The 12,972-nt window shown below is 69.8% G+C and carries 13 protein-coding genes and 1 pseudogene; 6 read left to right on the top strand and 8 right to left on the bottom strand.

The window, feature by feature from the left end; genetic code table 11:
- Positions 1–97 precede the first annotated feature (97 nt).
- Entirely contained in the window at positions 98–994 is an 897-nt protein-coding gene (locus HWW87_RS27165; RefSeq protein WP_175822905.1) for an alpha/beta hydrolase, read from the top strand.
- Between the two features lie 56 nt (positions 995–1,050).
- Here the strand turns inward: HWW87_RS27165 and HWW87_RS27160 are convergent, their stop codons facing one another.
- On the bottom strand, positions 1,051–1,542 hold the full coding sequence (locus HWW87_RS27160) for an Lrp/AsnC family transcriptional regulator (protein ID WP_175822904.1): 492 nt from the start codon (positions 1,540–1,542) through the stop codon (positions 1,051–1,053).
- A gap of 112 nt (positions 1,543–1,654) precedes the next feature.
- Between HWW87_RS27160 and HWW87_RS27155 the strand changes: the two genes are divergently transcribed.
- A complete protein-coding gene (locus HWW87_RS27155; protein ID WP_175822903.1) occupies positions 1,655–2,557 on the top strand; it encodes a DMT family transporter in 903 nt (300 codons plus the stop codon).
- 242 nt (positions 2,558–2,799) lie between these two features.
- On the opposite strand, the gene HWW87_RS27150 is transcribed toward HWW87_RS27155, so the two are convergent.
- From HWW87_RS27150 to HWW87_RS27135, 4 genes are read right to left on the bottom strand one after another with little or no spacing between them, the layout of a single operon-like run.
- Positions 2,800–3,009 carry a DUF1289 domain-containing protein gene (locus HWW87_RS27150; RefSeq protein ID WP_175822902.1) on the bottom strand — a complete coding sequence of 70 codons (210 nt, stop codon included), beginning with the start codon at positions 3,007–3,009 and terminating at the stop codon, positions 2,800–2,802.
- On the bottom strand, positions 3,006–3,512 hold the full coding sequence (locus HWW87_RS27145) for a YbaK/EbsC family protein (protein WP_089488878.1): 507 nt from the start codon (positions 3,510–3,512) through the stop codon (positions 3,006–3,008). Before HWW87_RS27145 ends, HWW87_RS27150 begins: the two co-directional genes overlap by 4 nt.
- Before the next feature lie 26 nt (positions 3,513–3,538).
- Positions 3,539–4,471 (bottom strand): hydroxymethylglutaryl-CoA lyase, encoded by a 933-nt coding sequence (locus HWW87_RS27140; RefSeq protein ID WP_175822901.1) that lies wholly within the window; start codon positions 4,469–4,471, stop codon positions 3,539–3,541.
- A gap of 30 nt (positions 4,472–4,501) precedes the next feature.
- On the bottom strand, positions 4,502–5,443 hold the full coding sequence (locus HWW87_RS27135; protein ID WP_175822900.1) for a glyoxylate/hydroxypyruvate reductase A: 942 nt from the start codon (positions 5,441–5,443) through the stop codon (positions 4,502–4,504).
- Between the two features lie 332 nt (positions 5,444–5,775).
- On the opposite strand from HWW87_RS27135, the gene HWW87_RS27130 reads away from it, so the two are divergent.
- Positions 5,776–6,399, top strand: coding sequence for an alpha/beta hydrolase (locus HWW87_RS27130; RefSeq protein ID WP_175822899.1), 624 nt, complete (start codon positions 5,776–5,778; stop codon positions 6,397–6,399).
- Between the two features lie 254 nt (positions 6,400–6,653).
- Here HWW87_RS27130 and HWW87_RS27125 read toward each other — a convergent pair whose 3' ends face one another.
- Positions 6,654–6,938 (bottom strand): hypothetical protein, encoded by a 285-nt coding sequence (locus HWW87_RS27125; protein WP_175822898.1) that lies wholly within the window; start codon positions 6,936–6,938, stop codon positions 6,654–6,656.
- A gap of 231 nt (positions 6,939–7,169) precedes the next feature.
- Between HWW87_RS27125 and HWW87_RS27120 the strand changes: the two are divergent.
- A pseudogene (locus tag HWW87_RS27120) lies at positions 7,170–7,598 on the top strand (molybdopterin cofactor-binding domain-containing protein); the annotation flags it as partial.
- A 9-nt stretch (positions 7,599–7,607) separates the two neighbouring features.
- Here HWW87_RS27120 and HWW87_RS27115 read toward each other — a convergent pair.
- Positions 7,608–8,528 carry a LysR substrate-binding domain-containing protein gene (locus tag HWW87_RS27115; RefSeq protein ID WP_175822897.1) on the bottom strand — a complete coding sequence of 307 codons (921 nt, stop codon included), beginning with the start codon at positions 8,526–8,528 and terminating at the stop codon, positions 7,608–7,610.
- Between the two features lie 111 nt (positions 8,529–8,639).
- Between HWW87_RS27115 and HWW87_RS27110 the strand changes: the two genes are divergently transcribed.
- Positions 8,640–9,278: a glutathione S-transferase gene (locus HWW87_RS27110; protein WP_175822896.1), complete on the top strand. Its 639-nt coding sequence runs from the start codon at positions 8,640–8,642 to the stop codon at positions 9,276–9,278.
- Positions 9,279–9,420: 142 nt separating this feature from the next.
- Positions 9,421–11,622: a TonB-dependent siderophore receptor gene (locus HWW87_RS27105; RefSeq protein WP_175822895.1), complete on the top strand. Its 2,202-nt coding sequence runs from the start codon at positions 9,421–9,423 to the stop codon at positions 11,620–11,622.
- A gap of 18 nt (positions 11,623–11,640) precedes the next feature.
- Here HWW87_RS27105 and HWW87_RS27100 read toward each other — a convergent pair whose 3' ends face one another.
- Positions 11,641–12,909: an MFS transporter gene (locus HWW87_RS27100; RefSeq protein ID WP_175822894.1), complete on the bottom strand. Its 1,269-nt coding sequence runs from the start codon at positions 12,907–12,909 to the stop codon at positions 11,641–11,643.
- Positions 12,910–12,972 lie beyond the last annotated feature (63 nt).

The following is a 12,972-nucleotide window of genomic DNA, read 5'->3' as shown; positions in this document are numbered from 1 at the left end:
AGTGTTCTCTTTCTAGGGATTCTGGCTGCGACCCCGCTGTGAAGACGCGCCAGCGCTCATAAAATAGCCGCCATAACAAACCAACGAGAAACAAACCATGTCGTTTGAGGCGTTTGCACCGTTTCGCGTGACGGTGCAGGACACCGACATTTTCGGTGTCAAAGGAGGCGCGGGTCCGCCGCTGCTGTTGCTGCACGGACATCCGCAGACCCACATGATCTGGCATCGCGTTGCCGCGACGCTCGCGGATCACTTCACGGTGATCGCCACCGACCTGCGCGGCTACGGCGCATCGGGCCGGCCGCCGAGCGACGCGCAGCACACGCCGTATTCGAAACGGGCGATGGCGGCCGACCAGGTCGCCGTGATGCGGCATTTCGGCTTCGAGCATTTCCACGTGTGCGCGCACGATCGCGGCGCGCGGGTCGCGCACCGGCTCGCGCTCGATCACGCGGAGGCCGTCGAGCGGATGATGCTGCTCGACATCGCGCCGACGCTCGCGATGTACGAGAAAACCGATCGCGCATTCGCGACCGCGTATTTCCACTGGTTCTTCCTGATCCAGCCCGAGCCGCTGCCCGAGACGCTGGTTGGCGCGCACACCGATGCGTACATCGAGCGCGTGATGGGCAACCGCTCGGCCGGGCTCGCGCCGTTCGCACCCGAGGCGCTCGACGCGTACCGGGCGGCGCTCGCGCAGCCGGGCGCCGTGCATGCGATGTGCGAGGACTACCGCGCGTCGGCGACGATCGATCTCGAGCACGACCGTGCGGATCTCGAACGCGGCAACAAGGTCGCGTGCCCGCTGCGCGTGCTGTGGGGCGAGCACGGCGTCGTCGGCCGCTGCTTCGATCCGCTCGACGAGTGGCGGCGCGTCGCGCGCGACGTCAGCGGCCGCGCGCTCGACTGCGGGCACTACATTCCGGAAGAGGCGCCCGCCGCGCTGATCGACGAACTGCTTGCATTCTTCGAGGCGCGCGACCCGGCGGCATGACGGTGTGGGCGGGCGGCGCGCGCCGTCTGCGGCTCAGCGACGTGCGCCGCCCCGACTCAGCGGTGCGCGTGGTCGTCCTCGACGAGCGGCGGCAGGCGGCGCGGCACGGGTGTCGATTTCACGATCGCGGTGCTCGTCTCCGCGCGCTCCGTCACCTTCGACAGGATGTCGTCGAGGTGCTCGATCGTGCGCAGGTAGAGCCGGCAGATGAAGCAGTCGTCGCCGGTGACCTTGTCGCATTCGACGAATTCGGGGATCCGCCGCAGCAACTCCTCGACCAGATGCAACTGGCCCGGCAGCGGCTTCACGCGGACGATCGCCTGCAGCGTGTAGCCGAGCGCGCGCGGGTCGAGCTCGACGGTGAACGCGGCGATCACGCCTTGCGCCTCGAGCCGCCGCACGCGGTCGGCGGTCGCCGGCGCCGACAGCCCGATCTGCCGGGCGAGTTCGCTGGTCGCGATGCGGGCGTCGTCGGCCAGCGCGGCGAGGATCGCGCGGTCGGTCGCGTCGAGCGACGCGACGGCGGGTGCGGAAAGGCGTTTCGGCATGATTGCTTTGCTTTCGAAGGTGAATCGGCTGATTCACCTCAGTTTAGCCGTGGTCGCGGCGAAAGCAAGTTTCTAGAATCGAACTCATCCACGCTTTTCAACGGAGTTCATGATGGCCTCGAATGAAATTCGCCGCGGCGCCGCCGAGATGATCGTCGCGATGCTGATGTCCGGCACGATCGGCTGGCTCGTGATGTCGTCGCAGCAGCCGCTGACCAATGTCGTGTTCTTCCGCTGCGTGTTCGGCGCCGCGACGCTCGCAATCGTCTGCGCGGCGCTCGGTTTCCTGCGCCGCTCGCTGTTCTCGCCGCGGATGCTCGTGCTCACGACGCTCGGCAGCCTCGCGATCGTCGCGAACTGGCTGCTGCTTTTCGCCGCCTATTCGCGCGCGTCGATCTCGATGGCGACCGCCGTCTACAACACGCAGCCCTTCATGCTCGTCGCGCTTGGCGCCATCGTGTTCCGCGAGCGGATCACCGCGTCGACGGTCGCGTGGCTCGTGCTCGCGTTTGCCGGGCTGGTGTTCGTGGTGCGCGTCGAACCGGCCGTGCTCGCGGTGCCCGGCGAATACCTGGAAGGGGTCGCGCTGTCGCTCGGCGCGGCGTTCCTGTATGCGATCTCGTCGATCATCACGAAGCACCTGAAGGGCACGCCGCCGCATCTGCTCGCGCTGCTGCAGGTCGGCCTCGGCGTCCTGCTGCTCGCGCCGTTCGCGCACTTCGACACCTTGCCGGCGACGGGCGGGCAATGGGCCGACCTGATCGTGCTGGGCATCGTCAACACGGGGCTGATGTACGTGCTGCTGTACGGCGCGGTCCAGAAGCTGCCGACTGCGATGACGGGCGCGCTGTCGTTCGTCTATCCGGTCGTCGCGATCGTCGTCGATCGCGTCGCGTTCGGGCAGACGCTTGCGTGGACGCAGGTGTTCGGCGCGCTGCTGATCCTGCTCGCGGCGGCCGGCGTGAACCTCGGCTGGCGCATCGTGCCGGCACGTCGCGCGGCGGTCGGCAACTGAAACGGTCGTACGATTCGGCGCGGCTGCGCGGTCGCCCGCGGCCCGTCGAATGGACGTGTGTGGAATGAAGATTGCGCGCCGAATGCCGTCGCGCACAGCCGTAAAAAGCGCTGTAAGAAGTTGTAGGGAAACACCCGATGCGATGTGGCCGCGTCGCTCGTATGATGCGGGCTGTGACGTTGATCACGTTCACAGGATTCCGATCTCGATGCCGTTCGCCCGTGAGGTTGAACGGCTTTTTTTTATGTCTCGCTTCCCGCGATCAGGCGCCGCCGCGTGTCGAGCCGCGCGAGCAGCGCGCGCCTCGCGTCGTCGTCCGACGTGCGCCATCCCTTGATCTCGCCGCGCGTGCGCAGGCAGCCCGCACACCAGTCGGTGCGCGGATCGATCCGGCAGACGTCGGTGCACGGCGACGCGACCGTGGCGACCGGCATCGTCACCACGTCGCTCATGCGGGCTCCCGCAACGCGACGTCCGCGACCGGCGCGCCGGTCAGCGACACGAGTTCGTGCGGCGACAGGTTGAACACCGCGTGCGGATGGCCGGCGGCGGCCCACAGGCTGTCGAGCGCGAGCAGGTCGGCGTCGATCAGCGTGACGGGTTCGACCAGATGGCCGATCGGGCAGACGCCGCCGATCGCATAGCCGGTGTTGTCGCGCACGAACTTCGCGTCCGCACGGCCGACCGGCCCGACCTGCGCGGCGACCTTCTTTTCATCCACGCGGTTGACGCCGCTCGCGACGACCAGCACGGGCGCGCCGTCGGCCTGCCGGCGAAACAGGATCGACTTCGCAATCTGCGCGACCGAGCAGCCGAGCCCGGCTGCGGCCTCGGCCGACGTCTTGCCGGTTTCGGCGAGCATCACGATGCCTTTCGCATGGCCGCGCTCGCGCAGCAGCAGCGCGACGCGTCGCGCGGAATCGGGGAGGGAATCGAATGAAGCGGGTGTCGTCATGTCGAGGAATCCGTGGAACGAGGTGATCAGACGCAGTTCGCGGCATCGGCCGCGCTCTGCGCCTTGGCGAGCAGTGCACGACCGGCGCGCGATACGTTCGCGCGGCCGATCGCGTTCGAGATGAAATCGCCGGCGGCGACGACCTGCGCGAGATCGATGCCGGTCTCGATGCCGAGACCCTGCATCAGGTACAGCACGTCCTCGGTCGCGACGTTGCCGGTCGCGCCCTTCGCGTACGGGCAGCCGCCGAGGCCCGCGACCGATGCGTGAAAGATCTCGATCCCTTCGAACAGCGCCGCGTAGATGTTCGCGAGCGCCTGGCCGTAGGTGTCGTGGAAGTGGCCCGACAGGCGTTCGCGCGGGAACACGCGCGTGACGGCCGCGAGCACTTCGCGCGTGCGCTTCGGCGTGCCGACGCCGATCGTGTCGGCGATGTCGATCTCGTCGCAGCCGAGCGCCGCGAAGCGCTCGACGACGTTGACGACCGACGCGATCGGCACCTCGCCCTGGTACGGGCAGCCGAGCGTGCACGACACGCTGCCGCGCAGCCGCAGGCCGGCGTCCTTCGCGGCCTTCGCGACGGACTCGAAGCGCGCGATGCTTTCGGCGATGCTGCAGTTGATGTTCCGCTGCGAGAACGCCTCGCTCGCCGCGCCGAAGATCACGACTTCGTCCGCGCGTGCGGCGAGCGCATGCTCGAAGCCCTTCAGGTTCGGCGTGAGCACCGAGTACACGGTGCCCGTGCGACGCTCGATGCCGGCCATCACGTCGGCGCCGTCGGCCATCTGCGGCACCCATTTCGGCGACACGAACGACGCGGCCTCGATATTGCGGAAGCCGGCGCGCGACAGCCGGTCGACGAGCGCGATCTTCACGTCGGTCGGCACGAAGGTCTTCTCGTTCTGCAGGCCGTCGCGTGGGCCGACTTCGACGATCTTGACGGCGGTGGGGAACGTCATGGTTGTCTCCAGTTTTGTGTAGGGCGGAATTCAGTAGCCGCGCGCGTAGTCGACGATGCCGCTGACGGGCGCGCCGCGCTCGAACGCGCGGATCTTGCCGGCGATCTGCTCGACGGCTTCCGCGCGCAGCGTCTCGGCCGAGCTGTGCGGCGTGATCGTGATGCGCGGCGCGTGCCAGAACGGATGGTCGTCCGGCAGCGGTTCGTGCTGGAACACGTCGAGCGTGGCCGCGGCGACCTGGCCGCTCGCGAGCGCGTCGAGCAGGTCGGCTTCGACGAGATGCGCGCCGCGCGCGACGTTGACGACGTACGCGCCGGGCGCGAGCCGTGCGAACGCGCGCGCCGACAGGATGCCGTCGGTGTCGCGCGTGCTCGGCAACAGGTTGACGAGCACCTTCGCGCCGTCGATGCACGCGTCGAACGCGCCGTCGCCGGCGAAGGTCGCGATGCCGTCGAGCTGCTTCGCACTGCGGCTGTAGCCGCGCACCGGCAGGCCGAGCGCTGCGAGCGCGCGGGCGACTTCGGCGCCGAGCACGCCGAGGCCGAGGACCGCGACGGTGAAGCTCGCGCGCGCATGCGGTTCGAGCGGCTGCCAGCGGCGTTCGCGCTGTTGCAGGTCGTATTCGTCGAAACGGCGCAGGTAGCGCAGCACCGCGTGCGTCACGTATTCGACCATCTGCTGCGCCATGCCCGAATCTTCGAGCCGCACCAGCGGCACGTGCGCGGGCAGCGTGCCCGGATGCGCGCGGTCGAGCGCGAGCAGCGCATCGACGCCCGCGCCGAGGTTGAAGATCGCGCGCAGGCCGTCGCGCGGCGCGAAGAACTCGCGCGGCGCGCGCCACACGAGCGCGTAGTCGGCGGCGGCCGTATCGCCCGGCTGCCATGCGCGCAGTTCGGCTTCCGGCAGCGCACGCGCGATCTCGTCGCGCCACGCGCCGGCATCCTGATGCGGCGAATGGAACAGGATCTTCATGGCGTGACGGCGCGCGCGCCGGCGAGGCGCGTCACGGGAGCGGCGAGCGAAGCCGGGCGCGGCGCGCCGGCGGACGTAGCGGACATCGGGCGTCTCCTGACGACGGCCGGCGCGTCACGCGCCGGGACCGGTTCCGTGTGAAGCTGACGGGAAGCCCACATTCTACGGTTTCGCGGCCCATTGCGCCGCCGCGCGGGATGTGCGGCGGTCACGCCGTCGCCGGGCCGCCACCGGTCACCGCCCCGCGCAAAAGCAAAGCACAAAATATTGGTTCGGCCGCCGCGTACCCGACGCCACAATCGAATCTCGTCTTCAAGCAAGCGAGGGCAATCATGCGCGCATGCAGCAAATCGGCGTGGCCGCCGCGGCTCGTCACCGTTCCGGGCCTGCACGGCAGTGAAGGCGCTCACTGGCAGACCTGGCTCGAGCGGCAGTTTCCGCGCTCGTTGCGCGTCGAGCAGCACGACTGGGGTGCGCCCGATCTCGCGGGCTGGGCGCAATCGGTGCGCGCGCTGCTCGATCGCGAGCGCGGCCCGTTCGTGCTCGCCGCGCACAGCTTCGGCTGCCTCGCGGCCGCGCATGCGCTCGCACAGTGGCCGCATGTGGGTGATGTGGCAGGCGTGCTGTTCGTCGCGCCGGCCAGCCCGAAGAAATTCACGTTTGCCGGGCCGTTCGACGCGCGCCGGCTCGCGGTGCCGTCGATCGTGATCGGCAGCGAGACCGACCCGTGGATGCCGCTGGCCGATGCGCGCACGCTCGCGCAGCACCTGGGCAGCGCGTTCGTGAACCTCGGCGATGCCGGGCACATCAACACGGCGGCCGGCTTCGGGCCGTGGCCGCGCGCGAAATACTTCATCGACACGCTGGTTCATTGCGCGGCGCCGCTGCGCTTTCGCGACGCGGACGACGGCTTCGAGGCCGCGCTCGTCGACCGCGCGCTCGCGCACGCGGTCTGACGGCGGGTTGCACGGCGCAGGCTGCGCGGCGGCTGTCGCGACATGGCGCGCCGTCGCGCTTGCGACGCGCAGGCAGGCCTGACGGCGGCCGGGTCCGAATCGCTCGGCCGGCCGTGCCCGACGTGGCCTGCGAAACGGCGTGACACGGTGCCGTTCGCGCCGTCGCCGACCGTTACGTCATGCCCGTGGTGGCTCGACGCGAGCGCCCACCGCTCTCCCCGAGCGGTACTGACTCATATCACGCGGCGGCGGAATCAGCCCGGCGACGACGCGGCGCTGCTCGATGCGGCCGCGTTCGCGGCGGGCTTCGCATCGTCGTCGTCATCGGGCGGGTAGTGCACGACGGGCGGCGCGAGCGGCGCGGCATCGGATGCGGCGGCGTTCGCGCTCGCGTCGCTGTTGAACGCGCTGGCGGCGCCGCTCGATGCGCCGGCCTGCGGCACGGCGTCGGTCGCGTTGGCGTCGTGCGGTGCGTCGTCGCTGCAGGCGGCGACGAACACGGCGGCACACAGAACGACGGCGACGGAAACGCGACGCATGACTTCTCTCCTGGCAGGCTGATCGGGAAACGTTTCCGAGTATGCCGCCGCGATGCGACGTTTCGGTGAATCGTTTGCGATCGGGGCGCGATCGCGACATGTTTTCGTCAGGCTGACTACCGAATGCCTTCGCGGCGATCCGCCGGCACGCGTGGCGGAATTTTCCAGCAGCGGAGGAGGCTGCGCGCATTTACACGGCACGCAGCGCCGCGACCCGGCCACGGCGAGGGGCTGTTTGCCGAAGTGCACGTCGATGCCGAGCTCGGCACGCTTCGCGTACCGCGCATCGTCGGGGTCTACAGCGTCGGCAGCCTGCTCAACGCGAAGACGGCGCGCAGCCAGTTGATCGGCGGGATGGTGTGGGGGCTCGGCACCGCGCTCGAGGAGGGCTCGCATCCCGACGTGCGGCACGGCCGCTTCACGAACGCGAATCTCGCTGAATATCACGTTCCCGTGAACGCGGACATCGGCGAGTTCGACGTAAGTTTCGTCGACGTAAGCGACATGCATTTCAATCCGCTCGGCATTCGCGGCATCGGCGAGATCGGCATCACCGGCGTGCCGGCCGCGATCGCCAATGCGGTCTATCACGCGACCGGCGTGCGGGTGCGCGATCTGCCGATCACGCTCGACAAGGTGGCGATGCCGATGCGCGCGTGAGCCCCGGCGTCAGCGCCGCGGCGTCCTGCGCCGCACTTCGCTGCGCAGCCAGTCGAGCCAGGTGCGGATCGCCGCTTCGTGACGATGGCCGGGACGCCACACGACGTAGTGCGCGTACACGTCGGTGATGCGCACCGTCGACACGCGCACGAGCGTGCCGTCCGCGAGTTCGGGCTCGATCAGCGAGCGGCGCGCGAGCGCGACGCCGCGTCCTTTCAGCGCCGCGTCGATCAACGCGTTCGCATCGGTGAAGCGCGGTGCGCGCGCGGATTCGGTGAGGTCGAGCCGCGCGGCCTGGAACCACGGCTCCCACGGCTGCGCGGGATGGCGCAGCAGCGTCGCGCGCACGAGGTCGGCCGGCGTGCGCGGTGCGACGCCGTCGCGATTGCGGTATGCGGGGCTCGCGACCGGAAAGATCGTCTCGTTCATCAGCTTCTCGGCGACGACGCCGGGCCACGTGCCGGGCCCGTAGCGCAACGCGACGTCGATGCGGTCGCGCTTGCGCAGCGGCGCGAGCGCCACGTCCGGATGCAGCGCGATCGAGATGTGCGGATGCGCGGCCGAGAAGCGCGGCAGGCGCGGCGCGAGCCAGCGCTCGGCGACGCTCGGCAGCACGCTCACGTTCAGCGTCGCGTCGCAGGTGCGCGGGCGGCGGCGTACCGCCAGCGCCGGCTCGAACGCGCGTTCGAGCACGCTCAGGCCCTGACGTATCTGCAGCGCGAGGGCGTGTGCGGCGTGGGTCGGCGTCGCGCCGTTGCGTTCGCGCGTGAAAAGCGGATAGCCGAGCTGCGCTTCGAGCGCGCGGATGTGCTGGCTGACCGCGCCCTGCGTGAGGGCGAGTTCGTCGGCCGCGCGCGTGAAGCTCTGCAGCCGTACGGCGGTCTCGAACGCGCGCAGCGTCTGCAGCGGAGGGAGGTGGATGCGTCGCATGCGGGTATTAGTAACACTAATGTCCGAGCACGACAATTCATCGTTTGCCGCGCATCGGCAGGCGTTCCTACACTCGGTTCCGTCTTCCACAGCCCGTCGGGCCACACCACCATGAACGCCTATCGTCTCTATCTTTCGCCGGGCGCCTGCTCGCTCGCCGCCCACATCGCGCTGGAGGAAACCGGCGCACCGTTCGACGTCGAGATCGTCTCGGTGAAGCAGCAACAGAACCTCGAGGCGCGCTACCTCGCGATCAACCCGAAGGCGCGCGTGCCCGTGCTCGCGATTCCGGGCGAGCCGCGCGTGCTGACCGAAACGCCGGCGATCCTCACGTATCTCGCGCGCCGCTATCCGGATGCGCGATTGTTGCCGCTCGGCGATCCGCTGCGCGAGGCGCGGTGTCACGAATGGCTCGCCTGGCTGGTCGGCTGGGTGCATGGCGTCGGCTACGGCGCGCTGTGGCGGCCGGGCCGCTTCATCGACGATCCGGCCCTGCACGGCGCGATCAGCGCGCACGGGCGCGGCACGATCGACGCCGCGAACGCGTCGATCGAAACCGCGCTCGCCGACGGCCGCAGGTGGGCCGAGCCGGGCGCGCATTCGATCGTCGATCCGTTCCTGCTCGTGCTGTATCGCTGGGGCGTCGCGATCGGGCTGGACATGACGCGGCATCCGGCATGGACCGCTCATGCGCAGCGCGAGGCCGAACGGCCGGCCGCGCGGCGCGCGCTGGCGCGCGAGGCGGTTTGACGCGACGGCACGTGGGCGGCCGGTGGCCCGGCCGTTTCGTTCGGCAGTTCGTTCGGATCGCGAAGTTCGGACGTGTCCAATTGTCATGTCGCACCCAATCCGATTGAATGAGAATCATTCTCATCAATGGAGTGGAGTGAACATGAGCTGTTGCTTCCAGTCGAGTGCGACGCCGCCGCGGCGCGCGACCGCATCCATCGCGTTCGCGATGATGACCAGTGCGGCCGCGCCGGCATGCGCGGAAGACGGCGAGCCGCGCCACGCGCCGCGGCTGGACCCGATCGTCGTGCATGGCGAGCGCGACGCCGGTTCGCGCGTCGACCGGTCGGGTTCCGCCAAGTACGCAACGCCGCTGCTCGACGTGCCGCAGACGATCACCGTCGTGCCGCGCGCGGTGCTCGACGAACAGCAGGCGCTGAGCCTGCGCGAGGCGCTGTCGAACGTGGCGGGTATCACGTTCAATGCCGGCGAGGGCGGCGGCGGGTCGGGCGACATGTTCAATATCCGCGGCTTCGGCGCGAACGCGAACCTGCAGCTCGACGGGCTGCGCGACAGCGCACAGAACAATCGCAGCGACCTGTTCAACGTCGAGGCGGTCGAGGTGATCAAGGGGCCGAACTCCGTGTTCGGCGGCGCCGGCACGACGGGCGGCTCGGTGAACCTGGTCAGCAAGACACCGAAGGCCGGCGCGTTTACCGAGGCCGGCACGATGCTCGGCACGTCCGGCTACCGACGCATGACGCTCGATGCGAACCGGCCGCTGCCCGGCACCGACGGCCGCGCGGCGTTCCGCCTGAACGCGATGGCGCATGTCAACGACGTGCCGGGCCGCGACGACATCCGCAAGCGGCGCTGGGGCATCGCGCCGTCGCTCGCGTTCGGTCTCGGCACACCGACGCGCGTCACGCTCGGCTATTTCCACCAGTACGACAACAACCTGCCCGACTACGGGCTGCCTGCGCACAACGGCCAGGTGCTGGCCGGCGTGTCGCGCGACCGCTATTTCGGCTGGCGCAATCTCGACCGCGAACGCATCACGTCGGATACGTTCACCGTGAAGGCCGAACACGACGTGTCATCCGGCCTGAAGGTGCAGAACCTGAGCCGCTATGCGCACCTGAATCGCGACACGGTGATTTCAGCATCGCACGTGAACCTGCAGGGGCTGCCGCCGGGGCGCTACAAGCCGGCCGGGCCGCAGGGCTATGGCCGGGATGCGTCGACCGCGATGTGGGCGAACCAGACGAACGTCACCAGTGCGTTCTCGACGTTCGGCATCGGACACACGCTGGTCACGGGCTTCGAGATCTCGCGCGAGACGTACGGCCGCACGACCTATTCGTACGGGCTCAACCGCTTCTACCCGGCCGACGGCTTCCCGCTCGCCGCGCCGCCCGGCGTGTGGCGCGGCCCGGCGCAGCGCCAGGACAGTGCGCGCAACGACACCGCGCTGGTCGTGAAGGCGCTGTACGCGTTCGACACGATCGCGGTCGGCCGCTACTGGGACATCGATGTCGGGCTGCGGCACGACTGGATCGACGGCCGGTCGGAAGGCACCGCGGCGGGCAAGCCCACCGAGCGCGCGGACACCGCCGATCGCCATCTGAGCACGCGCGCGGGGCTCGTGTTCAAGCCGACCGACAACGGTCGCGCGTATTTCGCTTACGGCACGTCGTTCAACCCGTCCGCCGAATTTCTCGTGACCACCGGCTCCGGCCTGAGCGCGGCGACCGGCGCGCTCGCGCCCGAGAAAAACGAGAGCTTCGAACTCGGTGCGAAATGGGAAGGGCTCGCGGGTATCGCGCTGAACGGCGCGCTGTTCCAGACTGAAAAGAAGAACGCGCGCGAACGAATGGCCGACGGCAGCTATGCGCTCGTGGGCCGGCAACGCGTGCGCGGTATCGAGCTCGGTGCCGCCGGCAAGGTGACGCCGCGCTGGGACGTGTTCGCGAACTACACGTACCTGGCGAGCGTGACGCTCAGCTCGCCTGCGTCGCCGCGGCGCGACGGGCAGGCGCTCGGCAACACGCCGCGGCACGCGTTCAACGTGTGGACGACCTATCGGTTGCCGGCGGGCTGGACGGTCGGCTATGGTTCGCACTTCGTCGGCCGGCGCAACGTCACGTCGCAGGGCGACGGCAAGCTCGGCGCATACTGGGTGCACAACCTGATGGCGAGCTACGACGTGAGCCGTCGGCTGCACATCCAGCTGAACGTGGACAACCTGTTCGATCGCGCTTACGTCGAACGCGTGCGACAGGTGTCGGGCAGCGAGTCGCGGTCGTCGGCGGTCGAGTTCGGCGACGGCCGTTCGGCAATGCTGTCAGCCGTGTACAAGTTCTGACCGCGCCGTGCGTGCCCGTCATCGCGCGAACAGCGGATAGGTCGCGCCCGCGACCAACGCCGCCGCGAGCCATACCACGCTCCACGAACTCGCGGCGAGCAGCGGCGGAATCGCGAGCGGCGTCGCGAACAGCCCGAGGTAGACGATCGTGTTCGCCATCCCGAGCGCGGTGCCTGCGTGATTCGCGCCCGCGAGCGTCGCGAGCTCCGTGTACGCGACCCCATGCCATGCCGACACGCAGATGCCGGCGAACACGAGAATCGCGACGATCGCGGCGAGCGGCACATGCGGGCTGCCGGCCGTCGCCGCCGCGAGCAGCGTGAACGACCCGGCCGCGACGAACACGGAACCGCGCAGGTACGCGCGCCGGTTGCCGTGCCGGTCGGTATGGCGGCCGCTCCAGACGCGCATCACCATCGCGCCGAGCTGCAGCGCGACCATCGCCGCGCTGATGCCGGCGAGGCCGAGCCGGCCGAAGTCGTGCAGGAACACCGTCGCGAACGTGAGCACCGCGAATTGCGGCGCGCACAGCAGGCCGATGCCGAGCACGATGCGCCACACGGGGCCGCTCGCGAGCGGATTGCGCGCGTGCCCGGCGGCCGGCGGCCACTGGGCGGCGTGACGCGTGGCGAGGTTCGCCGCGGGCGGCTCGGCGGGCGGCTCGTGCAGCCAGCGCCACGTGAGCGCGGCCGATCCCGCGCACAGCAGCATCAGCGCGCCGAACACCGCGGCGAAGCCGACATGCGACGCGAGCGACGGCAGCAGCGCCGCGCCCAAGCCGCCGCCGAGCGGCACGGCCGTCTGGCGGATGCTCATCGCGAGCCCGCGTTCGCGCTCGCCGAACCAGCGCATCACCGCGCGCCCGCTCGACCCGTTCACGCTGCCGCCGAGCAGGCCGACGCAGCCCATGGCCGCGACGACGCGCATCAGCGGCGGCACCGCGTGCGCGGTCGGCGCGATCGTGCACATCATCAGCGCGAGCATCGCGGCCGTCGCGACGAGCCCGCTCAGCAGCACGCGGCGGTCGCCGAAGCGGTCGGCGGCGATTCCCCACGGCAGCTCGGACAGCGCGACGCCGAAGCCGAGCGCGCCGAGCACGAGGCCGAGTGCGCCGTTGTCGAGGTGATAGGCGGTGCGCATCCACACGGCCGTGGTCGGAATGCCGGCCGCGGCGGCCGAAAAGCTCATGTTCGCGGCGACGCCGGCGGCCAGCACGCGCCAGCGATGGGCCGGCCCGCGCACGTCGCGGGCAGGTGAAGAGGGAGAAGCGATGCACGAGGTATCCATGACGGCAGGCCCGGTTCGAAGTTGACGTCCACAGTCTGGCGGCCTACATTCGTCCTGAAAATC

The sequence above is a fragment of the Burkholderia sp. BCC0419 genome (assembly GCF_902830285.1).
GTDB lineage: Bacteria > Pseudomonadota > Gammaproteobacteria > Burkholderiales > Burkholderiaceae > Burkholderia.
The sequence above is the reverse complement of the archived record's forward strand: the minus strand, read 5'-3'. Positions and strand labels throughout refer to the sequence as shown.